Raw genomic sequence first — 25,999 nt, 5'->3', positions numbered from 1 at the left:
AGACGTCCTGGGCTTGGCGTTGAAGTGAATGTCAGGCAGCGACGGTCGCGCCGGACGCCGGCGTCGAATCGGCAAACCAGTCCGGCCAGCCGGCGGCGAGGTTCTGCGCGCGCGCGATGTCGCGCTCTTCGGCGCTGGCGAATTTCAAGTCCCACTCCTTGAGCTTCGGCATGATGATGACCTTGTGCCACAGGGGCGGTATCAAGGCGGTCAGGAAGCACAGGAACACGTTGGGCGTGCGGATCGCGGTGGTGTCGGGCTTCAGCTTGTAATAGGGGATATAGGAATCGAGATGATGATCGGCGTGGTTGGTGATCTCGAAAGCGACGATGCGCGTGAAGAAGCCAAGATGATTCCACACGTGGCGACGCGCTATCGGCCGGCCTTCGGCGCGCACGATGCCGTAGTGCTGGAAGTAGTTGAAGGACTCGACCCACAGCCGCGCGATCAGCATCGAACCGAGCGCCGCCGCCACGCCCGTCCAGCCGGCCACGCTGTAGGCGATGGTGTGGAACACGAGCTGCGCGAGCACCGCCTTGTAGGCCTTGTGCCGCCACGACCAGCGGCCGTAGCCGCGCTTTTCCAGCGCGTCGCTCTCGATGCGGGATGACATCAGCGTGCTGGCCAGCACCGCGCGTGGCGTGAAGCCGTACAGCGTCTTGCCGCGCACCGCGGTATCGGAATCGGCCAACGTGCCGACGTCGAGATGATGGCCGACGGTGTGGCCGACGTTGCGCGTGCAGTCGAGATACACCACCTGGCCATAGGTGCCCACCACCTGCGGCAGCCAGCCGCGCTGATGGTAAAGCTCGTGGGAGGCCGGCACGTAGGCGATGACCGACATCCAGGCGGTGCTGATCAGGGCGCCGGCCCAGTCGATGCCGCTGAAATGGCCGTGGGCGGCGGTCCATGCCAGCACCAGCACCAGCAGCGGACCACTCAACGTGCACAGCCACAGCGGAATGCTGGCCAGGCGTCGGTTGTTCATGTGTCGCACCGCGAGATCGAGCGGCAACAACTCGTCGATGACCGCGAATACGAACAGCGTCGACAGTCCGAGCCACGCCCAGGCGCCGCCCAGGCACAGGCCGGTGGCCGTCAACAGCTGCAGGCCGAAAGTCAGGTAATAGCGTGCGTAATCCGTGAACATGAGCCGTCTCCCCGAACAACCGTTGCTTTCACTCTTTACTGTCGCGCCGCGCTGTCACGCTGCGCACCGCGCTCTTTGTGGGCCTTGAACATGTCGCGGCCGATCAGGTACTTCATGATCTCTATCGAACCGCCCGCGATCTTCACCACGCGCGCGTCGGCGTAGGCGCGGCAGATCGGGTATTCCCACATGTAGCCCCAGCCGCCGAACAGCTGCAGACATTCGTCGACCGTCTTGCAGTGCAGGTTGGACAGGAACATCTTGGCCATCGCGGCGTCGAGCGGGTCGAGCTCGCCAGCCAGGAACAACTCCATGCAGCGGTCGGTGAGCACGCGGCCGGCGGTCGCTTCGACCTTCAACTCGGCGAGCTTGAACTGGGTGTTCTGGAAGTCGGCGATGGTCTGACCGAAAGCTTCGCGCTGGGCGGTGTACTCCACCGTCCAGTCGATGACGGCTTCGATCACCGTGGCGCTGCGGATGGCCTGGGCCAGTCGCTCCTGCGCGAGCTTGGTCATCATGATGGCGAAGCCTTCGCCTTCCTTGCCGAGCATGTTGGACGCCGGCACGCGTACGTTCTCGAAGAACAGCTCGGAGGTGTCCTGCGCTTTCATGCCGAGCTTTTCGAGGTTGCGGCCGCGCGTGAAGCCGGCGCGGTCGCCCTCGACCAGGAACAGGGTGATGCCCTTGGCGCCGGCCGCGCCATCGGTCTTGGTGGCGAGCACGATGAGGTCGCACAGCTGGCCGTTGGAGATGAACACCTTCTGGCCGTTGATGACGTAGTCGTCGCCATCGCGCACCGCGCGCGTGCGGATGTTCTTGAGATCGGAGCCGGCGTGCGGCTCGGTCATGCCGAGCGAGCCGATCACCTCGCCGCTGACCATCTTCGGCAGCCATTGCTTCTTCTGCTCTTCGGTGCCGAAAGAACTGAGATAGGTGGCGACCAGGTCGGTATGGATCATGAAGCCCGGGCCGGTGGCGCCGGCGCGTGCCATCTCCTCGAACACCACCACGTCGTACAGCCAGTCGGCGCCGGCGCCGCCGTAGGCTTCGGGCACCGCGCAGCACAACATGCCCGCTTCGCCGGCCTTGCGCCACAGGTCGCGCGGTACGATGCCGGCCTCTTCCCATTGCGCATGGAACGGCGTGATTTCCCTGGCGATGAACTTGCGGCACGCGTCGCGAAAGATTTCATGATCGGGCGAGAACAGTTTGCGTCCGATCATGGGTGCACGCTCCGCGCGGCGCGCGCCGCCGTGGCGTGATGAAGACGAGCCGGGCTCATCATGTCAGCGTCCTCGTGATTTCAATGGGAGTAATAGGGGGCCGCGCGCAGCGTGGCGGGCGCCTGGGCGCCGGCGAGTTCGCCACGGCGCAGCATGTCGAGGTAGCTGAGCGGCCCGCCGCTCCAGGCCGGAAAGCCGAGCGCGAATACCGCCAGCACATCGGCGTCCTCGGCGCAGGCGAACACGCCTTCGTCGAGCAGGCGCGCCGCTTCCAGTGCCACGGTGGTCAACAGTTTGAGTCCGTAGACGCGATCGACATCGGTGTAGCCCGCAAGCGCGGCGACCTCGAGACCGGCGCGCACGAACAAGGCCTCGAGATCGAGCGCATGGGCGGCCGCCGCGCGCGCGCTGGCGCTGCCGATGTGCTGCGCGGCGTAGGCGCGCACTGCTTCTTGCAGGGTGTGCACCGCGCCCGGCGTCGCCGCCGTGGTGACCACCGGCGTCATGCGCAGGCGCTGGGCGATGCCGAGCGCGACCGCGGTGGCGGCGGCATCCGAGCCGGCAATCTCGACACCGTCGGCGTGCTCGAAAGGCGCGGCGAGGCGCAGTTCCGCGTCGCCGTCGCCAGGCGTGTCATGGCGCAGGGCGCGCACGCGGATGATGCGCGTCGCGGCATCGTCGAATGCCAGCAGCGCATCGGCGGCGCTGGCGTCGGCCGCCACTTCGAAGCGCTTGGCGAGGCGCGGCGGGAGGCTGGCGAGGCCCCGTACCGCCACGCGCGTGATGTCGGCCGGCTTGGCGCCTGCGCGCGCGGCGGCGCGTTTCGGCGCGGCGGTCTTGGACAGGAAACTCGTACGCACCATGTTGCCGGCCACCGGGCCCAGCATGAGCGGCAGGAAGCTGTCGATCTCGACTTCGATGCCGGCCTCGATATCGCGATGAAAGCCGTCGCGCAGGCATTGCATGATGGCGCCGACGGCCGGGTAGAGATGCGCCACGCGTGGGCCCGTACATGCCATCGCCAACAATCGCTCGACGCTGTCGGGCGCATCGAGCAGCCGTTCGAGGTCGGCCGGTGCGCGCCAACCGCGCCGGTCCCAGCGTGCGCCGGGGGTGGCGTGGCGCGCCATTTCCCGTGCGCTGGCGAGGAGCGCCGCAGGATCCGCGAGCGCATCGACCAGTCCCGCTTCGAGCGCCTCCGCCGGCGTCACCGCTTGACCGCCGAGCAGCATGCGCGCCGCGAATGCGGGACTGGTGAGGCGCGGCAGTCGTTGCGTGCCGCCCGCGCCCGGCAGCAGGCCCAACAATACTTCGGGCAGGCCCAGGCAGGGCGTGGCGCCTTGCGCGGCGATGCGGTAGTGGCAGGCCATCGCCAATTCGAGACCGCCGCCGAGCGCCAGGCCATTGACGGCCGCCACGGTCGGCACGCGCAGCTTTTCGAGTTTGCGCAGGGTGTAGGTGAGACGCGAGAACACGCGACGGATCTCGGCGGGCGTGTGCTTGAAGCGCAGCGTGGTGAAACCTTGCACCATGGCGAGATCGGCGCCGGCCATGAAGGCGTCCTTGCCCGAGGCAATGACCACGGCTTTCAGCGTCGGCGTCTTTTCGATGAGCGTGATGAGCGCGGCGAGGTCGTCGATCATGTCGTCCGAGAAGACATTGAACGGTCGTCCCGGCATGTCCACGAGTGCCACGCCGATGCCGTCGGCATCGATGTCCAGGCGCAGGTTCTTCAACTCGTGGCGGATCATCGCGCCTTATTCCTGAAGCTTGCCGGCGGCCATCTTGAGCAGGTTGTCCTTGATCGCGCGCAGGGTGCGGGCCGTGGCGCGCACGTCTTCCGGCGAGATGCCGGCCAGGATCTCGGCGTTGGTGGGCTCGGAAATGGAGCGCATCTTGTTCACCACCTTGCGTCCGGCGGCGGTCAGGAAGATGCGCTTGACGCGACGGTCCTTGGCATCGCTGCGACGCTCCACCAATTCCACCGCCTCGAGCCGGTCGACCAGGCCACCGAGCGCGACCTTGCCGAGATCGAGCTGTGCCGCCAACTCCGATTGCGCCATGCCGTCTTTGCGCCCGAGATAGGCCAACACCCAAGCCTGCGAACGCGTCACGCCGGCGGGTTTCAATGCGGCGTTGTATATGATGCGACGCAGGCGCGAGGTGTCGTGGATATAGAAGCCGAGGCGGATGGCCCAGTCTTCGTCACTCACTTGTTCGTCGCCGATATTTTCGTTTTCGCGCGCCATGGATCCTCCCGTTGCGAGATCACTGCCGGCCAGCGCACTGGCGACGCGGGAAAGTATATCGACGCTGACCATACGCTGGTGTAAATCCCTTTGACAGAGGTAATACGCATGCTTACTATACGCAGGCTAATCTGTTCGTCAAGCCATCGCGCGCTCGCACGCTGTCGACACGCTCGCGTGCCGAGGCTTGCCCGTGTCATGTTCGCCAGCCATCACTGAAGGAGACTGTCGTGGATTTCGATTTGACCGAAGAGCAACGTGCAATCCAGCAGGCGGTGCGTGCGGTGGTGCACAAGTTCGATGCCGACTACTGGCTCGAACGCGATGACGATGGCGAATTCCCGCATGCCTTCCACGCCGCCATGGCCGAGGCCGGCTGGCTCGGCATCACCATGCCGGAAGCCTACGGTGGCGCCGGCCTCGGCGTGACCGAAGCCGCGCTCATGATGCACGAGGTGGTGAGCAACGGCGGTGGTATCGCCGCGGCGTCGACCGTGCATATCAACCTGTTCGGGCCGCACCCCATCGTGGTGTTCGGTACCGACGAACAGAAGCGGCGCTGGGTGCCGCGGCTGGTGGCGGGGCAGGACAAATGCTGCTTCGGCGTCACCGAACCGGATGCCGGTCTCAACACCACCCATATCAAGACCTTCGCCAAGAAGGTCGACGGCGGCTACCTCGTCAATGGCCAGAAGGTGTGGACCTCCACCGGCCAGGTGGCAAGCAAGATCATGCTGCTGGCGCGCACCACGCGTCTCGAGGATTGCAAGCGCCCGACCGATGGCATCAGCGTGTTCTACACCGATGTCGACCGCAGCAAGATGGAAATCAAGCGCATTCCGAAGATGGGCCGCAAGGCGGTCGATTCGAACGCGGTGTTCATCGACAACCTGTTCATTCCCGATGAGGACCTGATCGGTCAAGAGGGCAAGGGCTTCGGTTACATCCTGCACAGCTTGAATCCCGAGCGCGTGCTGATCGCCATCGAGGCCATCGGTGTCGGCCAGGATGCCCTGCGCCGCGCCACCCGCTACGCGCAGGAGCGCGTGGTCTTCGATCGGCCCATCGGCATGAACCAGGGCATACAGCACCCGCTCGCCGAGAACTGGATGAATCTCGAAGCGGCCTACACCATCGCCATGAAGGCGGCGTGGCTGTACGACAACGGCCGGCCCTGCGGCGCCGAGGCCAATGCCGCCAAGTTTCTCGGCGCCAAGGCCGGTCATGAGGCCTGCCTGCAGGCGGTGATGACCCACGGCGGTTTCGGCTACGCACGCGAATACCACGTCGAAAGGCTGCTGCGCGAAGTGACCATCACGCGCATCGCGCCGGTCACCGAGCAATTGATCAAGTGCTTCATCGCCGAAAAGGTCCTGGACCTGCCGAAGAGCTACTGAGAGATTAAGGACATGCTGGCGCGCACCATCTTCGACGACGAGCACCACCAGTTCCGCGACGCGGTGCGGCGTTTCTTCGCCGCCGAGCTGACGCCCAACATTCCGCGCTGGGAAGCGCAGGGCCAGGTCGACAAGTCCTTCTGGCGCGCCTGCGGCGAGCAGGGCGTGTTGTGTCCCGACATGCCGGAAGCCTATGGCGGCGCCGGTCTCGACTTTCGCGCCAATGCCATCGTGCTGGAAGAAACGTCCTACACCGGCTCGGCGACGCCGGCGTTCGGCGTGCATTCGGACATCGTTGCGCACTACCTCTTGAAATATGCCCACGACGATGTGCGCCAGGCCTGGATCCCGCGCATGGTCGATGGCAGCGCCATCGCCTGCATCTGCATGACCGAGCCGGGCGGCGGCAGCGATCTGAAAGCCATCCGCAGCACCGCGCTGCGCGAAGGCGACCACTACCGCATCAATGGCGCCAAGACCTTCATCACCAATGGCGTGACGGCGGACATCGCCATCATCGCCGCGCGTACCGGCGCCGAGCCGGGCGCCAAGGGCATCTCGCTGTTCTTCTGCGAAACCGACCGGCCCGGCTTCAAGGTCGGGCGCAAGCTCGACAAGGTCGGCCAGGCCTCGTCCGACGTCGCCGAGATCTTCTTCGACGATCTCACGGTGCCGGCCCATTACCTGCTGGGCGCCGAGAACCAGGGCTTCGTGTACATGATGCAGGAGCTGCCGCAGGAGCGCATGTCGATTGCCGTGACCGCGCATTCGGCCGCGCAACGCGCCTACGATCTGACCGTCGACTACGTCAAGCAGCGCCAGGCCTTCGGCCATGCGCTGATGGAATTCCAGAACACGCGCTTCGTGCTGGCCGATCTGCGTACCCAACTGCAGGTTGGCTGGGCGCACCTCGATGCCTGCATGGCCGCGCTGGTGGCGCGCAAGCTCACCACCGACCAGGCGGCCTCGGCCAAGCTCTTTCACACCGAGCTGCGCTCGACGGTGACCGATGCCTGCGTGCAGCTGTTCGGCGGCTATGGCTACATGAACGAATACGAGATTGCCCGGCTCTGGAAGGACACCCGCATCCAGCGCATCTACGGTGGCTCGTCCGAGATCATGAAAGAACTGATCAGCCGCGCCATCTGAGTCGCCGAGACCGTCATGTCGCTGCCCACGCTCCTTGCCACGCTGCGCGCGCCGATCATGGCGGCGCCGATGTTCATCGTCTCGACGCCGGCGCTGGTGGTGGCGCAATGCCGGGCCGGCATCGTCGGCTCGATGCCGGCGCTGAATGCTCGCACCGACGTGCAGCTCGATGCGTGGCTGGGCGAGATCACGAGCGCGCTCAGCGCCGATGGCGCGATGGCACCGTTCGCCATCAACCAGATTGCTCACCGCAGCAACGATCGCCTGGCGCGCGACACCGAGATCATCGTCAAGCACCGCGTGCCCATCGTCATCATCAGCCTGTCGGCGGACCGCGACATCGTCGATGCCGTGCACGCCTATGGCGGCCTGGTGTTCAACGATGTGATCTCCGACCGCCATGCGCGCAAGGCCATCGACAACGGCTGCGACGGCCTGATCGCGGTGGCGGCGGGCGCGGGCGGCCACACCGGCAATGTTTCGCCGTTCGCGCTGGTGGAAGAGATCCGTGGCTGGTGGGATGGGCCGCTGGCGCTGTCCGGCGCCATCGCCACCGGTCGCAGCGTGCTGGCCGCGCTGGCGGCGGGCGCGGATCTGGCCTATATCGGCACACCGTTCATCGCCACCGAGGAAGCCAACGCGGCGATTGATTACAAGACCATGGTGACCGGCGCGCGCAGCGCCGACATCGTCACCACCGATTATTTCAGCGGCGTGCCGGCCAATTTCCTGGCCGGATCCATCGTTCGCGCCGGGCTCGACCCGCGGGCGCTGCGGCGCGACCCCGAGCACGCCACCAACGTCAGCCCCAGCGGCGATTCGCACAAGACCTGGCGCGACATCTGGGGCTGCGGCCACGGCGTCGGCGCCGTCACGGATATCGTGCCGGCGGGCCTGCGTGTGGCACGATTGATTTCCGAATACCAGGCGGCGCGTGTCGCTTTCGGCCTGCGCTGACATCACACTAGCATTCGACGAGGAGCGTTTTCATGGATCTCGGACTCAAGAACAAGGCCGTCATCGTTACCGGCGGTGGCTCGAACATCGGCCGCGCGATCGTGCTCGGCTTCGCGCGCGAAGGCGCCAGGATCACCATCGGCGACATCGATACCGCGCAGGCCAACGCGGTGGCCGACGAGGCGCGCAAGGCCGGCGCCGCCGCGGTCGAGGTCGTGCAGTGCGATGTCACGTCCCTCGAACAGGTGCAGGCCATGTTCAAACGCACCACCGATGCCTTCGGCGCGGTCGATGTGCTGGTCAACAACGTCGGTTGGGACAAGCTCATGTTCTTCACCCAGACCACACCCGACCTGTGGGCCAAGATCATCCAGGTCAATTTTGTCGGCATGTTGAACTGCACCCACACCGCGCTCGCGATCATGGCGCCGCAGAACAAGGGCGCCATCGTGTCGATCAGCTCCGATGCCAGCCGCCAGGGCGAACCGCGCGAGGCGGTTTACGGCGGCATGAAGGCCGGCGTCAACAGCTTCATGAAGACCATCGCCAAGGAAAACGGCCGCAACGGCATACGCTGCAATGTGGTGTGCCCGGGCGTGACCATTCCGGCCGAGACCTCGGAAGTCGGCGCCAACAGCATGTGGGTCAACAAGGACAGCATGTTCACCCCCGACCAGCTCGCCCAGATCGCCAAGAGCCTGCCCTTGAAGAAGATCGGTCGCCCCGAAGACGTCGCCAATGCCGTGGTGTTTCTCGCTTCCGAAGCCGCCGGCCACATCACCGGCCAGGTGCTGAGCGTGAGCGGCGGCTATTCGATGATCGGTTGACAATTACAGCCAGCAAATGAGGAGAGTCCCATGAGCAATTACGAAGACGTTCTTTACGAGAAGGTGGGCCGTACCGCCATCATCACCATCAATCGCCCGCAGAAATACAACGCCTTTCGCCCGCGCACCGTCGTCGAGCTGCTGGACGCCTTCCAGATGGCGGGCTGGGATCGCGACATCGGCTCGGTGGTGTTCACCGGCGCCGGCGGCAAGGCCTTCTGCACCGGCGGCGACCAGTCCGACCACAGCGGTGGCCAGTACGGCAACAACGATGCGCGCGGCGCGGTCGGCATGCCGGTCGAAGAACTGCACTCGGTGATCCGTGACATCCCGAAGCCGGTCATCGCCAAGGTGCGCGGCTACGCCATCGGCGGCGGCAACGTGTTCTGCACGCTGTGCGACATGACCATCGCGTCCGACAACGCCATCTTCGGCCAGGTCGGCCCCAAGATGGGCTCGGTCGATCCCGGCTTCGGCACCGCCTACCTCGCACGCGTGGTGGGTGAGAAGAAGGCGCGCGAGATCTGGTACATGTGCAAGCGTTACACCGCCAAGGAAGCGCTGGACATGGGCCTCATCAACGCCGTGGTGCCCGACGCCGAACTCGATGACGAAGTGATGCGCTGGTGCGAGGAACTCAACAAGCGCAGCCCGACCGCCATCGCGCTCGCCAAGAAGAGCTTCAACGCCGACACCGAGTCCATCCGCGGCATGGGCCAGCTCGCCATGCAGGCGCTGCGTCTTTACTACTACACCGAGGAGTCGCAGGAAGGCGTGAAGGCCCTGAACGAGAAGCGCGAACCGGACTTCATGAAGTTCTATCGTTAGCAGCGCCCGATCAATGTGCGATTGAAATCGCACCTACAGGACTCCTTGTAGGTGCGAATTCATTCGCACATTCATACCTCCATTCCGCAGCGTTTTTCTTTCGCCGCGTTTGTGCAATCCTCCTCTCACGCAGCGGCGAGAGAGGGGATCGTGCCATGACGACCGACATCGGTTTCGAAGACATCAAGCTCGAGTACGTATCCATAGCCGAGGCGCGCAAGCTCGGCGGCCTGCGACTGATCCTGGGCGCCTACACCATTCCCGGTCCGTGGCGCGAATCGTGCAAATCCCTGTTCGACGTCAAGGGCATCCCCTATGTGCCGGTGCGCTGTTCAAACGAGGGCGCCTCGGAAACCAGCTTCGGCGCCGACGGCAGCCACAGCGAGTTGATAGCCTGGACCGCGCAGTCCAGCGCACCGGTGGCCATCTGGGAGGACGAACGCCCGCGCTCGAGTTGGATAGACCAGTTGAACCTCGCCGAGCGACTGGCGCCCGCGCCGCGCCTCGTCCCCACGGACTTCGAGGCGCGCGTGCGCATGTTCGGCCTCATCAATGAAATCGCCGGCGAGAACGGTCTCGGCTGGAGCAAGCGGCTGATCCTGGTCGGCCAGGCGTTGGCCAATGCCGAACCCGGCAGCGCCGACTACGCGTTCTGGCAAGACGCTGGGCGAGAAATATCTTTACACCCCGGCGGCGGGGCAGGCCGCCAAGGCGCGCATGATCGAGATCCTGGTCAAGCTCGATGCCGAACTCGCCATCAGCCGCGCGCGCGGCACTGAATATTTCGTTGGCGACAGCCTGTCGGCGCTCGACATCTACGCGGCCTGCTTCTACGCGCTGCTCGATCCCCTGCCGCCGGCGCTATGCCCGATGGCAAGCAGCTATCGACCGGCCTATCGCAATGCCGATCCGGACATCGAACTGCACATGACCGCGGCCTTGAGCGCGCATCGCGATTTCATCTACCGCGAGCATCTGACGCTGCCGGTGCTGTTCTAGCGGATGAAGGTGCGCGTGAACGCGCACCCACGGTTCACAGGCCCGGCCAGCGGCTCCAGTCGGCATAGGTGCGGTCGGTGATCACTTCACCGTCGCGAATGGTCAGCACCGCGACGAAGGGCACCGACCAGTCGGCGCCGCGATCGGCGTCCTTGAGTTCACACTCGACACACACGGTGTCCCCCGCGATATGGGTGCGCAGCACTTCCAGGCGACGCCGAGGCGCCTTGGCGAGCACCGCGTCTTCCACTTTCTGCAGCCCTTTGCGGCCTTCGATGACGCCTAGCCCCATGGGGTAGACCTTGCAGTCCGCGGCGTAGCATTCCTGCACCATGCGCGTCGCGTCATCGTTGTAATAGCGCGCCCAGCGCTCGACCAGCGCCTGGGTATCGTGCGTCTCGCTCATGTCGCCGCCCTCGTGGATGATGTTCAACCGACGCCGCGATCCTGGCCGGCCCAGTACGGTTCGCGCAACTCCTTCTTGGCAATCTTGCCGCTGCCGGTCATGGGAAACGAGGCGTGGAAATCGATGCTCTTCGGCAGCTTGTAGCCGGCCAGGCGCGGCCGGCAGTAGTCGATGAGTTCATCGGCGCTGACGCTCATGCCGGGCTTGACCACCACGCAGGCTTTCACCGCTTCGCCCCAGCGCGCATCGGGCACGCCGATGACGGCGGCGACCGCCACCGCGGCGTGGGTCGAGAGCACCGATTCTATTTCGGTCGAATAAATGTTCTCGCCACCCGACACGATCATGTCCTTCAGGCGATCGTGAATGTAGTAAAGCCCTTCCTCGTCGCGGATCGCGATATCGCCGCTGTGATACCAGCCCTGCTCGAACACCGACGCGGTGATTTCCGGCTTCTTCCAGTAACCGCTGGCGAGGGAGGGAGAACGGATCCATAGCTCGCCCGGTTGGCCGTCGGCCACATCCTGCCCGTGCTCGTCGACGATACGCAGTTCAATCAGCGGCAGCGGTTTGCCGCAGGCCTTGAGCTTGTCCTCGCGTTCGAGGTTGTGCTCCGCCGGACGCAGCAGCGTGACGGCGCCGGAGGTCTCGGTCGCGCCGTAGAACTGCATGAAGCGGCAGGGCATGGCGACGATGGCGCGCTTGATGAGCCCGAGCGAAATCGGCGAGCCGGCATACATCACGAGACGCAGCGACGAGAAATCGGCCTGCGCCGCCTGCGGGTGATCGAGCAGCATCTGGATCATGGCCGGCGCGAACGCGGTGATGGTCGGCCTCTGCGTGGAAATCGACTCAAGGGCGGCGCCCGGCTCGAACTGCCTGTCGATCACCACCGCCATGCCGTTGTACATCGACTGCAGCGACAGGCCGATGGCGAGCAGGTGGAAGTTCGGCAGCGCGACCAGGAAGCGGTCTTCCGGCTTCCATTCGAAGGCCGCTTCGAAATGCTCGCACAGGCGCATGTGATTGAAGTTGTCGTGGGTGAGCACCACGCCCTTGGGATCACCCGTGGTGCCCGAGGTGTAGAGCTGTATGGCGCCGGCTTCCATGGCCACCGCCGGCAGCGGCGCGCTGTCGAAACCGCCCAGCCAGCGACGCAGCGGATCGTCCGCGCCGCGTGCGCGATCGACTTCCTGGACAGTGATGTCGAGATTGGTCGCTTCGACCATGCTCGCCCACAGCGTCGCGAATTCCGGTTCGACGAACGCGAACGAGGCTTCCGAATCGGCCAGCACGCGGCACAGCTCCGGTGGCGACAAACGCCAGTTGAGCGGACAGAAACAGGCGCCTGCCTTGACGGTGCCGAACAGGGCGAGGAAGAAATCATCGGAGTTCTTGCCGAGGTAAACCACGCGCGCACCGCTCGTGACGCCGGCCGCGCGCATGCCATGGGCGAGGCGCCGGGCCTGCTCGTCGAGTTCGCCGTAGCTCGTCAGATGGCCTTCATAGACCAGCGCCGTGCGCGTCGGCGCATGGCGGGCGTAGTAATCGAGGTAGTCGCCGAGCGTCCGGATTTCCTTGTAGACCCACATTGTCGCCGTCTCTCCCCCTTACAGATCCGTCGCCGACGACGGCTCGAAAAAAAATCGTAATCATGCGTACGGTATGTTAGCTTTTGGCCCGGCTTCTGGAAATACAATCAGGCGATCGCGGGGGAGCGACTGGCCATGGGGATTTTGAGCGCGCTGTTCGGACAGAGCGTCAGCAAGGTGACGGTGCAACCTTCGGGCGTCGCCTTCGAGGTCAAACGTCATCAATCCATACTCGAGGCCGCGCTCGCGGAGGGTATCGCCTTTCCCCATAGCTGCACGGTCGGCACCTGCGGTTCGTGCAAGTGCCTTCTCAAGTCCGGCAAGATTCGCGAGATCACCAATTTCGCCTACGTGCTGTCGGCCGAGGAACTGCGCGACAACGTGGTGCTCGCCTGCCAGGCGGGCGCCAAGACCGACGTGGTGCTGGAGGTGCCGGGCCTGGAAGCGAAGCGCCTCAATCCGGCCGGCGATTTCATCGGGCGCATCACCGCGCTCCAGGACCTCACGCACGACATCAAGCGTGTCACCTTGACGCTGGATCGGCCGCTGCGCTTCGACGCCGGCCAGTACGTGCAACTGGCCGTCGATGCGGTGTTCGGCGCGCGTGCCTATTCGCTGGCCATGGCGCCCGCCGCGGCCGGCAATTCGACCATCGAATTGTTCGTGCGCCGCGTGCCCGAAGGTGAGTTCACCGAACTGCTGTTCGCCGGGCATCTCGCCGATATGCCCATCAAGATCCACGGGCCCGCCGGCAATTTCTGGCTGCGCGACAGCCGCGCGCCCATGATCTGCATTGCCGGCGGCAGCGGCCTCGCGCCCTTGCTGGCCATGCTGGAGAGTGCCACGGCGCGCGAGGTCGGGCGCAACTGTGTACTGCTGTTCGGCGCGCGCACCCAGGCCGATCTCTACGCGCGGGACGCCATCGATGCCATCGCCGCGCGCTGGAACGGCGCCTTCAGCTTCGTGCCGGTGTTGTCCGACGCCGCCGCCGATGCCGCTTGGCAAGGCGCACGCGGGCTCGTCACCGAACACATCGCGAGCGCCGCGCAAAGTTTGATCGCAGCCGACACCGAGGCCTATCTGTGCGGCCCACCGCCGATGATCGATGCCGCCCTGCCGCTGCTGAGCGCGCTGGGCATCGCCGCGGATCATGTGCATTTCGACAAGTTTCTCGATGGCCGGCATGGCCTCGCGCGCCAGGATCTCGCCTGACCGCGCCCGCGCCACGTTCTCCACGCACTTCCATCACAGCCACGCCAAGCGCAAGCGGAGCATTCCATGATCACACCGAGGGACATGAGCTATCACCCGGAGGCGATGGCCAATCTGACCGATGCCGCCACGCGTCACTCCTGGGCCGAGACCTTCTACATGCCGTTCGCGGTGCCGGAGCTCGGCCTGTTCGGCAGCGCCTACGTGATGGCGCGTCCGGGCGTCGGCGTCACCACCAGCGACGTCAAGATCTACCAGGGTCTCGGCCGCTCACGGCTCGACGCGCTGTACAGCGACAACCAGACCCAGGTCCCGGCGCCGGCGGAATTCAACAAGTTCACGCTGCCGAGCGGGTTGTCCTGCGATCTCAGCGCGGGGCCCGAGCGCTACCGCGTGAGCTACGAAGGCATCGACGACACGCGCTTCGAGCTCGACGCCGAGGCCATCATGCCGGCCTATGACATCCACGACCCGAGCATGGACCCGATGGCGGCCGACTCCGAGCAGGGGCGTGCCGCGAGTTCGGGTTACGGCGCCGCCTATGGCGGGCATTACGATCAGCTGGTGCGCATCCGCGGCCAGCTCACGGTGCGCGGCAAGCCCTACGCCATCGACTATGTCGACTGCATGGACCGCTCGTGGGGCGTACGGCCGGAGCGCGCGCTGCAACCGATGGCCTGGCTGCACGCGATCTTCGGTGAGGACTACGCCTTCCATGCCATCTGGTCGATGAACTACGACGGCGCCGCCGACGCGCAACACAGCTTCGCCCATGGTTTCGTGCTCGACCAAGGCAAGGTGCATGGTTGCACCGCCGGCAAGGTCATCGTCACCCGCGATGGCATTTGGGGCGCGCATTACGAGATCCATGCCACCGACGTGCGCGGCGTGAGCCATCGCTTCCTCGGCGCGCCGGTCGCGTCGGGGCTGTGGGAACCCTATGGCTGCGTGGGCGTGCCGAACGTCATGAACCGCTACGTGGCGGCCGACGGTCGCGTCGGCTACGGCGAGATCCAGGAAGGCTGGTTCTACGATACCTACCTGCGCCTGCGTGCGGCCGGCAAACTGTAGCCACGTGGTGACGGCGACTACGCAGCGATCGGACGACGCCGACGCCACGCGCTGGAACCGCGATGACATCGAGCCGCGCATCGTGCACGTGCTGGCGCGCAAGATGGCGCGCCGTGGCCACGGCGGCTATGGCGCGCGCAGCGTTGCCGAAGTCACAGCGCAATTGACCGCGCTATTCGCGCATGAAGGCCTGCGCGATGTCAGCATCAGCTCTCTCGCGCGCATGACGGGCGGCGCGTCGAAAGAACAGTTCGCCTTTACATTGAGCCATGCCGCGTCGCCGGCGCCCGAGCGCCTGGTGTTGCGCATGGATCCGTGGATGGGCATCGTCGAGACCTGTCGCGGTCGCGAAGCGCAGCTGCTGGCGGCCTTCGCCGGCACGGTGCCGGTGCCGCCGCTGCGCTTCGTCGATGCCGATGGCGAGCATCTTGGCCAGCCGGGGCTCATCACCGGCATGGTGGCCGGCAACACCGCGCCCACCGACGTCGCGGCCAAGGCCGTGACCGGGGTCGGCATCCGCTTCGAGCACTGGATTGCCAGACTCGCGCCACAGTTCGTGGCGAATCTTGCGCGCATCCACGCCTTCGATTGGCGCCGCGCCGAGCTTTCCTATTTCGACGCGCCGGCGGCCGGCACCTGCCAGGCGGCGCTGCGCCAGGTCAACTGGTGGGCGCGGGTCTGGCAGCAGGACCTGGTCGAGCCCGAGCCGCTGGTGACACTGGTCGAACGCTGGCTCAGGGAAAACGCGCCGGTGTGTGCGCAGCCGGTGGTCGTGCACGGCGACTATCGCATCGGCAACTTCATGTTCGTCGAACCGAGCGGCGATTTCAGCGCGGTGCTGGACTGGGAGCTCGCGCACCTCGGCGATTTTCATGAAGATCTCGCGTGGAGCGTGCAACGGCTGTTCGGCACGCCGCGTGAGGATGGCGAGCTCTTGATCTCGGGACTGATGACGCGCGCGGATTTCTTCGAACGCTATGCGCAGGCGGCCGGCGTCACCATCAATCCCGACACCATCCGCTACTACGAGATCCTCAACGCCTGGAAGTGCATCATCATCAATAACAGCTCAGCGTGTCGCGCGGCGCTCGAGAGCCAGAGCCACCAGGACCTGGTGCTGACCTGGATGGCTTTCGGCTCGGCGGTATTCATGGCCCAGCTCGACGAACTCCTGGGAGCGGCTTGCGCATGAACCCGGATCTCGATCTCAGGTTGAAATCGGTGCTGAAGGCGCTGACCGACGTCATCTTGCCGGCGCTGCCGGCCGACGAGCGCATGGCGCGCGAACAGGCGCGGCTGGTACTCGGCCACCTCGACATCATCGCCGCGCAATGGAAGCATGCGCTCAAGCTCGAGCTCAGCAACCTGGCGCTGGCCTGTGAACTCGCCAGCGATCTCGCGGGCATGAACTACGACAGTACGCTGGGCGACGACTTGATCGCGGCTCTTGCCGCAGCGGCGGAGGTTGATCGCGGCGATTACGATGCCGTGAGCCACGCCCATCGCGCGCTCAAGGCCGTCATCGATCGCCTGCTGGCGCCCCATCACGCGGAACGCCTCACGCCGGCGATGACCGCCGCGGTGCTGCGTTACAACGCGCGTCGCGCCGAGCGCGAACGCATCTGGCACGGCGCCGCCGGTCTCGACCCGGACGCCAGCCGGCTGCCGCCCATCGCCGCGCTGTTCGAACCCTGAACGCCAAACCCCTTGTCATTCCCTTCCGGAGAGCGAACCGCCATGGAAAACCCAATGAATCTCACCGACCGCGTGATCATCGTGACCGGCGCCGCGCAAGGCATCGGCCGTGGCGTGGCCTTGAAGGCCGCCAGCCTCGGCGCGCGCCTGGTGCTGGTCGACATCAACGGCGATGGCGCGCGTGAAACCGCGGAGCTGGTCGGCGGCCAGGCCGACGTGCACGCCGGCAGCGTCGCGGACCCGGCGTTCGTGCAGGGCATGGTCGAAGCAGTGGTGGCCAGGCACGGCACCATCAACGGCCTGTTCAACAACGCCGGCATCATCCGCACGGCCATGATCCACAAGATGTCGCTGGCCGACTGGCAGGCGGTCATCGATGTCAATCTCACCGGCGTTTTCCACTGTCTGCAGGCGGTCGGCCGGCACATGCTGGAGCGCGCCGAGGCCGGCGAAGTGGCGTCGCGTCGCATCGTCAACGTGTCGTCCATCGCCGGCCGCCGCGGCACCATCGGCCAGATCAATTACGGCGCCGCCAAGTCCGGCGTGCTGGGCATCACCATGAGCGCGGCGCGCGAATGGGCGCGCTTCAACATCGGCGTCAACAGCGTGTGCTTCGGCGCGGTGGAAACGCCCATGACCGAAGTCATCCGCAGTCCCAAGTTCATCGAACGCACCATGGCCGGCATCCCCATGGGCCGCATCGCGCAGCCGGCGGAAGTGGCTGAGCCCTGTTGCTTCCTGTTGTCCGACGCGGCCAGCTATATCACCGGCCAGCATCTGAACGTGGATGGTGGCGCGCAGATCGGGTTTTGAGGCGTCTGGATTCAACCCCCCCCCCCCCCCCCCCCCCCCCCCCCCCCCCCCCCCCCCCCCCCCCCCCCCCCCCCCCCCCCCCCCCCCCCCCCCCCCCCCCCCCCCCCCCCCCCCCCCCCCCCCCCCCCCCAACCGATGTCAGGCTGAAGCCTGACCCACGGTCGAGAGGGTATTCATTGTGGGTCAGGCTTCAGCCTGACATTCATACCGCAAGGGCGAGTCGATCATGCGCAGCGCCCTTACACCAAATCCTCGAGCGGCGGTACACCGTCCGGCTCGAGTTCCCAACCCTGCGGCGCGAACCACGCGCGTTCCCGCAGCAACTGCTCATCGGCATGAGTGAGCACCAGCGCCGATAGCGCGGCGCGCGCCGCGTCGTCGCCATCGCGATAGGCGCTACTCACCACCGCGCCGCTCAGCGTACGCAGGCCGTGTATGGCGTCGAGGATCTCCTGTGGCGTGGCCCGTGCGCGCGCCAGCACCTCGGCGCCGGCGTGGGTGGCGCCCGCCAGCCCGCCGTCGTCGTCATAAGGCTGCAGTGCTCGACACAGTGTGAGCAGGCGCGCCAACTCATCGCAGTCGTAGCGGTACTGCAGCGGCAGCCGCGCCGCCATCAGCTGCAGCATGCCGATCACGACCTGGGTTTGTTCGACGGCCAGCGCGTTGTCGGCATCGACGGCCGGCAGCACCACTTCGGTGAGCGCGCGGATGGCGGTGGCGAGTTGAAGGTCGGCGCGTAGTTGCATGAAGGTTGCTCCGCGATCAGCCTTCCGCCAGCAGCGCGCGCAGCTCAGCGAGGAGCTTGGGACCGATGCCGACGATCCAGGCCATCAATACGTCCTGGTGGGTTTTGGCGTTGTGGGCGATGCGCCACGCTGTGCCGAGCGCGATCACACCCTGCACCCAGCCGCACAGCACCCGGTAGTAATGCAAGGTGGCCGGGTCCACGCGCACCCCGCTCTCGTCCTGGTAACGCGCCAGGAATTCGCGTTCCGGTACGAGGCCCGCCACCAGCCAGGTCTTGCCGTCTTCGGCGCGCAGGCCGTAGGCGGGGTTCATGGCCCAGGCGAGGTCGGCGTGCGGGTCGCCGATGCGCGCCATTTCCCAATCGAGGATGGCGGTGATGCGCGCGTCGTGCTCGGTGAACAGGAAGTTGCCCATGCGATAGTCGCCGTGCAGCAGCGCCGGTCGCGCGCAGGCCGGCCTGTGCCGGCGCAGCCACGCGCAGGCCAGGCGCATGAGCGGCACGTCTTCGTCGGCGTCTTCTTCCCACACCCGTTCCCAATGATTGAGCGTGCGCTCGATGCAATCGAGGCCGGGCGCGTGCTTCTCATAGCTCGGCAGCGGCAGCCGCGCCACGTCGGTACGATGCACGCGCGCGATGGCGGAGACGAATTGCGGGCCGAGACTGTCGCGCCAGTGCGCCGCGAGTTGCGTGCCCATGCCGCTGGCCTGGCTGGTGGCGTCGCGCGGCTTGGTCACGCCGTCGACGAAGCCGTAGATGATGGCGGGATAGGGCAGGTGGCGCGCCTCGTCATCGACCCAGTACACCGGCGGTACCGGCACGATGCCCTGCATGGCGGCCAGCACTTCGTATTCGCGCCGCCGACTGCTCTCGACCACCGATTCGGCCGGCTGCATGCGCAGCACCATCGCACTGTTGCGACGCGGCTCGCCGGGCGGCGTCCACCCGAGCGTGAACGCCATCTGCAGTTTCGACGCGCCGCCGGTCAGCCAGCGCGCGTCGCTGATCGTGAAGTCGTCGCCGACCTGCTCACGGATCAGCGCCGCGCTGCCGGCCAGCAGGGTGGCGAGGTCGCGATGCAGGTAGCCGGGCCCGGCACGTTGTTCGAGCTTGCGCGTGAGGATCCGATCGATCTCGGGCTCACAGGCGAAGCGCGCGCGCAGCGCCGCGATGGCGGCCGGCGCCGGCCGATCCTTGTCGGTCTCAAGCACCCATGTAGCGCCGCTTGGAACTCGCCACCGCTGCCAGCGAATCGAGGTCGTGGACGGCGTGCGCCATGCGCTCGATGAAGGTGAGGCTGGCGGCGCGCGGCTGCATGGCCGGCGCTTCCGGCGGCTGGCCGAGGGTGCCGGTCCACCACGCCAGCGCACCGAACATCTGTGCGCGATAGGCCAGCCACGCTTCGTCGAAGTCGATGGCCGGCACACCCTTTTCGCGCATGAGGTCGAGGTAGTACTTCAGGAGATCCTTTTCCCACGCGCGGCGCTGCTCGACTGTGAGTGCAGTCGAGATGCCGTAGGAAAGATCGCGGCTCCAATGGCCCTTGCACGAGCACTGCCAGTCGGTGAGGCCCATGCGGTCGGGCGCGGCGATATACCAGTTCTTCAAGTGCACGTCGGAATGCACCAGCATGCGTGGCAGGTGGCTGTGCAGGGCGATGGCATCGACCGTCGCCGGCCAGATGGCCTTTTCGTGTTTGAACAATTCGGCCGGGATCACCTCGCGTGCCTCGGCGAAGCCGCGCTGACAGGCCTGCTCGAAGCCCGCTTCCTTGGCGGTGATGGCGAAATAATCTTCCCAGGTGTTCCACGGCGCGAGCGTGGTGTCGAGCTCGGGGCTCTGGTAGTAGGCCGCGTGCACCGACGACAGCACGCGCATCTGGCTGCGCGCGAGTTCCAGCGTCATGGGCGTGGAGTAATTGCAGAATTCCACCTGGCTGGCGATGTCGCGCATGATGACGATGGAGTTCAAGGAGCGCGGATTGAAGCGCGCGTGCAGGCACACCGGCGCCTCGATGTCGAGCGTGGGGCGCACCTTCTGGAAGAACGTCACTTCCGCTTCGATGCCGCCGTTCATGCCTATGATGAAACGGTTCTCGAGATGCTGGGTGGATTTGCCGAACACCGTGTCAGGCAGGCCCGCCGCGCGACCCGCGTCGTTGTATTCGAGGAAGATGCGGCGGCGGCTGGCGGTGCCCTCGTCCTTGCTGTCGAGGCGATAGCCGGTGACCTTGGCATCCTGGCCGTCGCCGATGAGGATGTCGGTCAACCACTCGGGCGTGATGAGGTCCCAGGCCAGCGGAATTTCCTCGCGACTGTAGACCTTGGCTGCATTGGCCGCTTCTTGTTCGTAGGCGGCCTTGATCTGTTCGAAACTGAGTCCCATGAACTGTCTCCCCTGCGACGTTCGTGCTGAACGCCGGTTGTCATCAACGATTACTTGCGCCGTCGCGCGGCCACGCGTCGCGCCGCGGGCGGTGCCGCGAGGCCGGCCGCGCGCAGGATTTCCACCCAGCGTGTGCAAAGGCGCTCGAAGCGTGCGCGGCCGGGCTCGACCAGGGCGCGCACCGCGAAGCCGCGCGCGACGCTCATGCTGAGCGCGAGCACGTCCTCGGCATCGGGCAGCTTCCAGCCCTGCTCGACCAGTTTCTCCAGCCACAGCCGTTCGACGCGGCTGCGATGGCGCAGGGTGCTGGCCACCAGTGCGTCGCGCAGCGCCTGCTCGTTGCCGCCGGCCATGAGGATGTCGAGCGCCACGCGGAAATAGTCGGAAAAGAAAAACGCCTGGCTGTCGGCCATGAGCGCGGCCAGGATGTCATCGTCACTGTCGAAGGCGCGGATGCGCGCCAGTGATTCCTCGGTCGACTGCGACCAGGCATGTTCGATGGCCGCTTCGGCCAGCGAGTTCTTGGTCGGGTAGTGATGCAACTGCGCGCCCTGCGACACGCCCGCCGCGCGCGCCACCGCCGCGGTGCGGAAGTTCACGTAGCCACCGTCGCGGATGACCTCGTAGGCAGCCTGCGCCAGGCGCCGCTGCATGCGCGCCGAGCGTTCGGCCTGGGGCACTCGCGGCAGGGTGGCGCTGCGCTCGGACATGCGTGGGAGGCGTCGGTGACTAAGGGAAAAACAGTGTAACCGGTAGGCAAGCGTTTGCCATCCCGGCCTGGGCAGGGCATTTTGACGGTTTACTCGCGCACTGCTTCCGTGTAGTTTTGAAAAACAAACCAGCTGCACGGTTTTTAACAGGGGAGCCGATCGTGACCGCCAGCCCTTCCGCCTTGCTCGACGATGACCGTGCGCGCGGTGTGTTCCGCGTCGCGCGGCGCGCTTTTACCGACCCGGAAATATTGGCGCGCGAGCGCCTGGCCATATTCGAAAACTGCTGGCTGTATCTCGGTCACGATTCGGAGATCGCAAAGCCCGGTGACTACTTGACGCGCAAGGTCGCCGGACGCGACATCCTGTTCGCGCGCGGCAAGGACGGCACGGCGCGCGCGTTCTTCAACACCTGTCCGCATCGTGGCGCGTTGGTGTGTCGCGAGGGGGCCGGCAATGGCGCGATGTTCCGCTGTTTCTATCACTCGTGGGCCTTCGACCTGGAAGGCCGCCTGGTCAACCGACCGGGCGACGAGGGCTATGGGGAAGGTACGCGCAAGGGCGGCATGCACGATCTCGTGCGCGTGCCGCGCCTCGAGCAGTACCGCGGGCTGTACTTCATGCACTTGCAGGCGGCCGGCGATGATTTGAAAACCTACCTGGGCGGCGCGCTGGAATACATCGACCTGGTGCTGGACCAGGCCGAGACCGCCATGGAGATCGTCGGCGGTACCCAGGCCTATGGCTTCGATGCCAACTGGAAACTGCTGTGCGAGAACAGCTTCGACGGTTACCACGGCCTGCCGACCCACGTCAGCTATTTCGACTACGTGAAGTCCAAGCCCGGTTCGCTGGTGGAAGTCGCCATCAAGGGCCGTGCCTTCGATCTCGGCAACGGCCACGCGGTGGTGCAATACACCGCGCCCTGGGGACGGCCCGTCGCGCAGTCGGTGCCGGCCTGGGGCGACGCGGCGGCGCGCGAAGTGGCGGCCATCAAGGCGCGGCTGGTCGCGCGCTTCGGCGCCGAGCGCGCCGAGCGCATGGCCACCACCAATCGCAACCTGCTCATCTTTCCGAACTTCGTCATCAACGACATCATGGCCGTGACCTTCCGTACCTTTTACCCGGAGGCGCCGGACAAGCAGGTGGTCAACGCCTGGGCGCTGGCGCCGCGCGAAGAATCACCCGCCATGCGCGAGCTGCGCCTGTTCAATTTCCTCGAGTTCCTGGGACCAGGCGGCTTCGCCACGCCCGACGACTGTGAAGCCCTGGCCCTGTGCCAGCGTGGCTACGGCAGCCTGGGCGGTGCGGGCTGGAACGATATCTCCAAGGGCTATCTCAGCGACGAACCGCAGGTGGACGACGAAGCGCAGATGCGTGCGTTCTGGCGTGAATGGCATCGCCGCGTCACGGAGCAGCCGGCATGAGCGCGCCCGTCACCCGCAGCGAACTCGAAGATTTCCTGTATCTCGAGGCGGCGCTGCTCGACAACTGGCAGCTCGACGAATGGCTGGCCCTGTTCGTCGACGGTGCGCGCTATTTCATCCCGCCGGCCGGCGCCGACGACGATGCCGATCCGGCCACCCTGCTGTTCTATGTCGCCGACGATTACCACCGCCTGTGCGAACGCGTGAAGCGTCTGAAGAAACGCACCGCCCATGCCGAGTTTCCGCGCTCGCGCTGTCGGCGCATGGTCAGCAACGTGCGCTACCTGGCCGGCGACGCCGCGCGTTTCAGCGTCACCTCGAACTTCGTCACCTGGCGCAGCAAGCTCGGTGTGACCGACACCTTCTTCGGTCACCACGTCTACGAGTTGACGCAGGTGGCGGGACAGCTGCGCATCCTTTCCAAGAAGACCTTCCTCGATCAGGACGACATCCGCGAGCAAGGCAAGGTCAGCATCATTCCCTGAGGGCGCCCCATGTCACTCGATTTTCGCTATCGTCGCCTGGCCTACGTGGCGCTCAATGTCACCGACCTGGCGCGCTCCGATCGCTTCTACCGCGACATGCTGGGCCTGCAGGCGGCGGGCGCGACGGCGCACGGCGAGCACCTGTATCGCTGCAGCCGCCGGCACCACGATCTCATCCTGCACCAGGGGCCGGTGCCCGGCCTGCGGCGCGTCGCCTGGCAGATGGAAAGCGCTGATGATCTCGCCAAGATGCGTCGCCACCTGGCGCAGCTCGGTCTCGCCGTCCACACCCTGGACGCCGACTACTGCGCGAGCATGGGCCTCGACCAGGCCTTCCAGATCACCGAGCCCCATACCGGCGCCACGTTCGAATACTGCGCCGAGCTCGTCGATGCCGACACGCCCTACACCCCGACCGTCACCCGCATCGTGCGCCTCGGTCACGTGGTGCTGGGCGCCCGCGACTACGAGACCACCGAGCGCTTCTTCACCGACGAGCTCAACTATCGCGTGTCGGACAGGATTGACGGCGCGGTGACCTTCATGCGTTGCTTTCCCAATCCGCTGCACCATTCGTTTGGTCTCAGCAAGTCCGACAGCAACCGGCTGCATCATGTCAATTTCATGGTCACCGACATCGACGACATCGGTCGCGCGCTGCATCGCGCGCGCAAGCTGGACGTGCCGGTGGTGTTCGGGCCCGGCCGTCATCCGCCGTCCGAATCGATATTCCTGTATTTTCTCGACCCGGACGGCAACACCCTGGAATACAGTTTCGGCATGGAGGAATTTCCCGAAGTGGCGCCGCGCGAACCGCGACGGCTGCCGCTGGCGCTGGAATCGATAGACTACTGGGGCGCCGCGCCGCAGGGCGAGTTCGGCAAGGGCGGCGCCATCGAAGCACGAGCGAAGTAGGGGACCATGCACAATCTCACCGGCAAGACCGCCATCGTGACCGGCGCCGCGGGCGGCATCGGCTACGCGATCGCCGAAAGACTGGCGGCCGATGGCGCGCGCGTGTGCGTGGCCGACATCGACGCGCGCGCCGAACAGGCGGCCGCGCGCCTGCCGCACGACGCCACCGGCTTCGTCGGCGATCTCAGTGACGAGCACACCGTGCGTGACATGATGGCGCTCACCCACGCGCTGTTTGGACGCATCGACATCCTGGTCAACAACGCCGGCGGCGGTGTGATCCGGCCGTTCCTCGAGCACACCGCCGAGACCTTGAAGCAAACCATAGACCGCAACCTGTGGACGGTGCTGTGGTGTTGTCACGCCGTGCTGCCGCTGATGCTCGCCCAGGGCGGCGGCCGCATCATCAACATCGGCGCCGACTCGGTGCGCAACGGCCTGCCCGAACACGCCGCCTACAATGCCGCCAAGGGCGGCATGCATGGGCTCACCACCGGGCTTGCGCGCGAATTCGCGACGCGCAACATCACCGTCAATACCGTCGCGCCGTGCATGGTGGCGACGCCGATGGTGGAAGAACTGATGGCCAGGAACGATCCCTGGGTCATGCAGTTCAACGCCGTGATCCCCATGGGCCGGCCGGGGCGCATGGAAGAAGTGGCGTCGATGGTCGCCTACCTCGCGAGCGACGAAGCGAGCTATGTCACCGGCCAGGTGCTGAGCGTCAACGGCGGCAGCACCATGCTGTGATGGCTGAGCTGGCCGCCGCCACCGTCATCGACGTGCACACGCACGTGGTGCCGGCGAACTTTCCCGCCAATCCCTCGCCGGACAGCAATCCGCGCTGGCCGTGCATGTGCATGCAGGGCGCCGAGCGCGCCGTGATCGAATTCGCCGGCAAGGCGTTTCGTGAACTCGATGCGCGCTCCTGGGACGTCGCGCGGCGCATCGAGGACATGGATCGCGATGGCGTCGCCGTGCAAGCGCTGTCGCCGATGCCGGAACTCTTGTCCTACTGGTTCTCGCCCGGCGATGGCCTGCAACTCGCGCGCTACGTCAATCACCAGCTTGGTGAAATGGTGGCGCGCGCGCCGCGGCGGTTTCACGCGCTCGGCATGGTGCCCTTGCAGGACGTGGAACTCGCGTGCGCGGAACTCGAGAGGCTCAAGGCGGACGGCTTCAAGGGTGTGCAGGTCGGCAGCAACATCAATGGCGTGATGCCGGGCGATGCGCGCTTCGAAGCCTTCCATGCCGAGTGCGAGCGTCTCGGCATGGCGGTGTTCGTGCATGCACTGCATCCGGTCGGCGCCGAGCGCCTCAAGGACTTCCCCGATCTCGTGCCATTCGCCGCGTTTCCGCTCGATACCGGCCTGGCGGCCATGCATCTCATTCGTGCCGGCGTGCTGGAGCGCCATGCGCGGCTGCGCATCGGCTTCAGTCACGGCGGCGGCGCCGTCATCCCGCTCACCCACAGGCTCAAGCAGGGCTGGTTGACGAGCGACGGTTTCAACGGCCTGTTGCCCCATCCGCCCCACCACTACGCCGCGCGCTGCTACTACGACAGCCTGGTCTACGACGCCGATTACCTCGCCTATCTCATGAACGAATTCGCGCCGGGGCGGGTGTTCGCCGGCAGCGATTATCCCTACGCCATCGCCGAAACGGACCTGGCGGGATTTCTCGACCGCGCCGCGGCGGCCGACAGCAGCTTGCGGGCTGCGGTATCCTTCCTCGCCCTCTGAGCGCCGCAACTGTGCCGCGCCG

27 protein-coding genes are annotated in these 25,999 nt (G+C 66.0%); 17 read left to right on the top strand and 10 right to left on the bottom strand.

What is annotated here, in order from left to right; all coding sequences use genetic code 11:
• Positions 1–31: 31 nt before the first annotated feature.
• The 4 genes from IPM80_11225 to IPM80_11210 all read right to left on the bottom strand — a co-directional run bounded on the left by IPM80_11225 (position 32) and on the right by IPM80_11210 (position 4,622).
• The gene (locus IPM80_11225; GenBank protein ID MBK8958981.1) at positions 32–1,150 is read right to left on the bottom strand and encodes an alkane 1-monooxygenase; all 1,119 of its coding nucleotides are present in this window, start codon (positions 1,148–1,150) and stop codon (positions 32–34) included.
• Positions 1,151–1,185: 35 nt separating this feature from the next.
• The gene (locus tag IPM80_11220) at positions 1,186–2,373 is read right to left on the bottom strand and encodes an acyl-CoA dehydrogenase family protein (protein MBK8958980.1); all 1,188 of its coding nucleotides are present in this window, start codon (positions 2,371–2,373) and stop codon (positions 1,186–1,188) included.
• Between the two features lie 80 nt (positions 2,374–2,453).
• Positions 2,454–4,124 (bottom strand): enoyl-CoA hydratase/isomerase family protein, encoded by a 1,671-nt coding sequence (locus tag IPM80_11215; GenBank protein ID MBK8958979.1) that lies wholly within the window; start codon positions 4,122–4,124, stop codon positions 2,454–2,456.
• Between the two features lie 6 nt (positions 4,125–4,130).
• Positions 4,131–4,622, bottom strand: a complete 492-nt coding sequence (locus tag IPM80_11210; GenBank protein MBK8958978.1) for a MarR family transcriptional regulator — start codon at positions 4,620–4,622, stop codon at positions 4,131–4,133.
• Positions 4,623–4,852: 230 nt separating this feature from the next.
• On the opposite strand from IPM80_11210, the gene IPM80_11205 reads away from it, so the two are divergent.
• The 7 genes from IPM80_11205 (at position 4,853) to IPM80_11175 (ending at position 10,779) form a co-directional block, all read left to right on the top strand.
• Entirely contained in the window at positions 4,853–6,019 is a 1,167-nt protein-coding gene (locus IPM80_11205) for an acyl-CoA/acyl-ACP dehydrogenase (protein MBK8958977.1), read from the top strand.
• A gap of 12 nt (positions 6,020–6,031) precedes the next feature.
• The gene (locus IPM80_11200; protein ID MBK8958976.1) at positions 6,032–7,168 is read left to right on the top strand and encodes an acyl-CoA dehydrogenase family protein; all 1,137 of its coding nucleotides are present in this window, start codon (positions 6,032–6,034) and stop codon (positions 7,166–7,168) included.
• A gap of 15 nt (positions 7,169–7,183) precedes the next feature.
• Entirely contained in the window at positions 7,184–8,125 is a 942-nt protein-coding gene (locus IPM80_11195) for a nitronate monooxygenase (protein MBK8958975.1), read from the top strand.
• Positions 8,126–8,157: 32 nt separating this feature from the next.
• Positions 8,158–8,952, top strand: a complete 795-nt coding sequence (locus IPM80_11190; protein ID MBK8958974.1) for an SDR family oxidoreductase — start codon at positions 8,158–8,160, stop codon at positions 8,950–8,952.
• Positions 8,953–8,982: 30 nt separating this feature from the next.
• Entirely contained in the window at positions 8,983–9,780 is a 798-nt protein-coding gene (locus IPM80_11185) for an enoyl-CoA hydratase/isomerase family protein (protein MBK8958973.1), read from the top strand.
• A gap of 155 nt (positions 9,781–9,935) precedes the next feature.
• Positions 9,936–10,559: a hypothetical protein gene (locus IPM80_11180; protein ID MBK8958972.1), complete on the top strand. Its 624-nt coding sequence runs from the start codon at positions 9,936–9,938 to the stop codon at positions 10,557–10,559.
• A complete protein-coding gene (locus tag IPM80_11175) occupies positions 10,498–10,779 on the top strand; it encodes a hypothetical protein (GenBank protein ID MBK8958971.1) in 282 nt (93 codons plus the stop codon). Before IPM80_11180 ends, IPM80_11175 begins: the two co-directional genes overlap by 62 nt.
• A 34-nt stretch (positions 10,780–10,813) precedes the next feature.
• Here the strand turns inward: IPM80_11175 and IPM80_11170 are convergent, their stop codons facing one another.
• Both IPM80_11170 and IPM80_11165 read right to left on the bottom strand, forming a co-directional pair.
• Positions 10,814–11,185, bottom strand: a complete 372-nt coding sequence (locus tag IPM80_11170) for a nuclear transport factor 2 family protein (GenBank protein ID MBK8958970.1) — start codon at positions 11,183–11,185, stop codon at positions 10,814–10,816.
• A gap of 23 nt (positions 11,186–11,208) precedes the next feature.
• On the bottom strand, positions 11,209–12,777 hold the full coding sequence (locus tag IPM80_11165) for a long-chain-fatty-acid--CoA ligase (GenBank protein ID MBK8958969.1): 1,569 nt from the start codon (positions 12,775–12,777) through the stop codon (positions 11,209–11,211).
• 135 nt (positions 12,778–12,912) lie between these two features.
• On the opposite strand from IPM80_11165, the gene IPM80_11160 reads away from it, so the two are divergent.
• From IPM80_11160 to IPM80_11140, 5 genes are all read left to right on the top strand, one after another.
• Positions 12,913–13,989 (top strand): 2Fe-2S iron-sulfur cluster binding domain-containing protein, encoded by a 1,077-nt coding sequence (locus IPM80_11160; GenBank protein ID MBK8958968.1) that lies wholly within the window; start codon positions 12,913–12,915, stop codon positions 13,987–13,989.
• Between the two features lie 66 nt (positions 13,990–14,055).
• On the top strand, positions 14,056–15,060 hold the full coding sequence (locus tag IPM80_11155; GenBank protein ID MBK8958967.1) for a hypothetical protein: 1,005 nt from the start codon (positions 14,056–14,058) through the stop codon (positions 15,058–15,060).
• Between the two features lie 103 nt (positions 15,061–15,163).
• Positions 15,164–16,252, top strand: a complete 1,089-nt coding sequence (locus IPM80_11150) for a phosphotransferase family protein (GenBank protein ID MBK8958966.1) — start codon at positions 15,164–15,166, stop codon at positions 16,250–16,252.
• On the top strand, positions 16,249–16,755 hold the full coding sequence (locus tag IPM80_11145) for a hypothetical protein (GenBank protein MBK8958965.1): 507 nt from the start codon (positions 16,249–16,251) through the stop codon (positions 16,753–16,755). Before IPM80_11150 ends, IPM80_11145 begins: the two co-directional genes overlap by 4 nt.
• Positions 16,756–16,797: 42 nt before the next feature.
• A complete protein-coding gene (locus IPM80_11140) occupies positions 16,798–17,568 on the top strand; it encodes an SDR family oxidoreductase (protein MBK8958964.1) in 771 nt (256 codons plus the stop codon).
• A gap of 239 nt (positions 17,569–17,807) precedes the next feature.
• Here IPM80_11140 and IPM80_11135 read toward each other — a convergent pair whose 3' ends face one another.
• From IPM80_11135 to IPM80_11120, 4 genes are read right to left on the bottom strand one after another with little or no spacing between them, the layout of a single operon-like run.
• A complete protein-coding gene (locus IPM80_11135) occupies positions 17,808–18,314 on the bottom strand; it encodes a hypothetical protein (GenBank protein MBK8958963.1) in 507 nt (168 codons plus the stop codon).
• A 16-nt stretch (positions 18,315–18,330) separates the two neighbouring features.
• Entirely contained in the window at positions 18,331–19,524 is a 1,194-nt protein-coding gene (locus tag IPM80_11130) for a phosphotransferase family protein (GenBank protein ID MBK8958962.1), read from the bottom strand.
• On the bottom strand, positions 19,517–20,698 hold the full coding sequence (locus tag IPM80_11125; GenBank protein ID MBK8958961.1) for a phosphotransferase: 1,182 nt from the start codon (positions 20,696–20,698) through the stop codon (positions 19,517–19,519). The genes IPM80_11130 and IPM80_11125 overlap by 8 nt, the downstream gene beginning before the upstream one ends.
• A gap of 50 nt (positions 20,699–20,748) precedes the next feature.
• Positions 20,749–21,408 carry a TetR/AcrR family transcriptional regulator gene (locus IPM80_11120; GenBank protein ID MBK8958960.1) on the bottom strand — a complete coding sequence of 220 codons (660 nt, stop codon included), beginning with the start codon at positions 21,406–21,408 and terminating at the stop codon, positions 20,749–20,751.
• Between the two features lie 161 nt (positions 21,409–21,569).
• Here IPM80_11120 and IPM80_11115 point away from each other — a divergent pair, with 161 nt between their 5' ends.
• From IPM80_11115 to IPM80_11095, 5 genes are read left to right on the top strand one after another with little or no spacing between them, the layout of a single operon-like run.
• Positions 21,570–22,835: a Rieske 2Fe-2S domain-containing protein gene (locus tag IPM80_11115; protein ID MBK8958959.1), complete on the top strand. Its 1,266-nt coding sequence runs from the start codon at positions 21,570–21,572 to the stop codon at positions 22,833–22,835.
• Positions 22,802–23,320, top strand: a complete 519-nt coding sequence (locus IPM80_11110; GenBank protein MBK8958958.1) for an aromatic-ring-hydroxylating dioxygenase subunit beta — start codon at positions 22,802–22,804, stop codon at positions 23,318–23,320. The genes IPM80_11115 and IPM80_11110 overlap by 34 nt, the downstream gene beginning before the upstream one ends.
• A 9-nt stretch (positions 23,321–23,329) precedes the next feature.
• Positions 23,330–24,235, top strand: a complete 906-nt coding sequence (locus IPM80_11105; protein MBK8958957.1) for a VOC family protein — start codon at positions 23,330–23,332, stop codon at positions 24,233–24,235.
• 6 nt (positions 24,236–24,241) lie between these two features.
• Positions 24,242–24,985, top strand: a complete 744-nt coding sequence (locus tag IPM80_11100) for a glucose 1-dehydrogenase (protein ID MBK8958956.1) — start codon at positions 24,242–24,244, stop codon at positions 24,983–24,985.
• Positions 24,985–25,977 (top strand): amidohydrolase family protein, encoded by a 993-nt coding sequence (locus tag IPM80_11095; GenBank protein ID MBK8958955.1) that lies wholly within the window; start codon positions 24,985–24,987, stop codon positions 25,975–25,977. Before IPM80_11100 ends, IPM80_11095 begins: the two co-directional genes overlap by 1 nt.
• The last annotated feature ends 22 nt before the right edge of the window (positions 25,978–25,999 follow it).

It is taken from the genome of Pseudomonadota bacterium (assembly GCA_016719885.1).
Taxonomy (GTDB): Bacteria; Pseudomonadota; Gammaproteobacteria.
Note: the sequence above shows the minus strand (reverse complement) of the source record. Positions and strands in the feature narration are given on the sequence as shown.

Bases quoted from the DNA above. Each gene is read 5' to 3' on its own strand.
- IPM80_11225 (MBK8958981.1), bottom strand. From the start codon at position 1,150: ATGTTCACGGATTACGCACGCTATTACCTGACTTTCGGCCTGCAGCTG.
- IPM80_11220 (MBK8958980.1), bottom strand. From the start codon at position 2,373: ATGATCGGACGCAAACTGTTCTCGCCCGATCATGAAATCTTTCGCGAC.
- IPM80_11215 (MBK8958979.1), bottom strand. From the start codon at position 4,124: ATGATCCGCCACGAGTTGAAGAACCTGCGCCTGGACATCGATGCCGAC.
- IPM80_11210 (MBK8958978.1), bottom strand. From the start codon at position 4,622: ATGGCGCGCGAAAACGAAAATATCGGCGACGAACAAGTGAGTGACGAA.
- IPM80_11200 (MBK8958976.1), top strand. From the start codon at position 6,032: ATGCTGGCGCGCACCATCTTCGACGACGAGCACCACCAGTTCCGCGAC.
- IPM80_11195 (MBK8958975.1), top strand. From the start codon at position 7,184: ATGTCGCTGCCCACGCTCCTTGCCACGCTGCGCGCGCCGATCATGGCG.
- IPM80_11190 (MBK8958974.1), top strand. From the start codon at position 8,158: ATGGATCTCGGACTCAAGAACAAGGCCGTCATCGTTACCGGCGGTGGC.
- IPM80_11185 (MBK8958973.1), top strand. From the start codon at position 8,983: ATGAGCAATTACGAAGACGTTCTTTACGAGAAGGTGGGCCGTACCGCC.
- IPM80_11180 (MBK8958972.1), top strand. From the start codon at position 9,936: ATGACGACCGACATCGGTTTCGAAGACATCAAGCTCGAGTACGTATCC.
- IPM80_11175 (MBK8958971.1), top strand. From the start codon at position 10,498: ATGATCGAGATCCTGGTCAAGCTCGATGCCGAACTCGCCATCAGCCGC.
- IPM80_11170 (MBK8958970.1), bottom strand. From the start codon at position 11,185: ATGAGCGAGACGCACGATACCCAGGCGCTGGTCGAGCGCTGGGCGCGC.
- IPM80_11165 (MBK8958969.1), bottom strand. From the start codon at position 12,777: ATGTGGGTCTACAAGGAAATCCGGACGCTCGGCGACTACCTCGATTAC.
- IPM80_11160 (MBK8958968.1), top strand. From the start codon at position 12,913: ATGGGGATTTTGAGCGCGCTGTTCGGACAGAGCGTCAGCAAGGTGACG.
- IPM80_11155 (MBK8958967.1), top strand. From the start codon at position 14,056: ATGATCACACCGAGGGACATGAGCTATCACCCGGAGGCGATGGCCAAT.
- IPM80_11150 (MBK8958966.1), top strand. From the start codon at position 15,164: ATGGCGCGCCGTGGCCACGGCGGCTATGGCGCGCGCAGCGTTGCCGAA.
- IPM80_11145 (MBK8958965.1), top strand. From the start codon at position 16,249: ATGAACCCGGATCTCGATCTCAGGTTGAAATCGGTGCTGAAGGCGCTG.
- IPM80_11140 (MBK8958964.1), top strand. From the start codon at position 16,798: ATGGAAAACCCAATGAATCTCACCGACCGCGTGATCATCGTGACCGGC.
- IPM80_11135 (MBK8958963.1), bottom strand. From the start codon at position 18,314: ATGCAACTACGCGCCGACCTTCAACTCGCCACCGCCATCCGCGCGCTC.
- IPM80_11125 (MBK8958961.1), bottom strand. From the start codon at position 20,698: ATGGGACTCAGTTTCGAACAGATCAAGGCCGCCTACGAACAAGAAGCG.
- IPM80_11120 (MBK8958960.1), bottom strand. From the start codon at position 21,408: ATGTCCGAGCGCAGCGCCACCCTGCCGCGAGTGCCCCAGGCCGAACGC.
- IPM80_11110 (MBK8958958.1), top strand. From the start codon at position 22,802: ATGGCATCGCCGCGTCACGGAGCAGCCGGCATGAGCGCGCCCGTCACC.
- IPM80_11105 (MBK8958957.1), top strand. From the start codon at position 23,330: ATGTCACTCGATTTTCGCTATCGTCGCCTGGCCTACGTGGCGCTCAAT.
- IPM80_11100 (MBK8958956.1), top strand. From the start codon at position 24,242: ATGCACAATCTCACCGGCAAGACCGCCATCGTGACCGGCGCCGCGGGC.
- IPM80_11095 (MBK8958955.1), top strand. From the start codon at position 24,985: ATGGCTGAGCTGGCCGCCGCCACCGTCATCGACGTGCACACGCACGTG.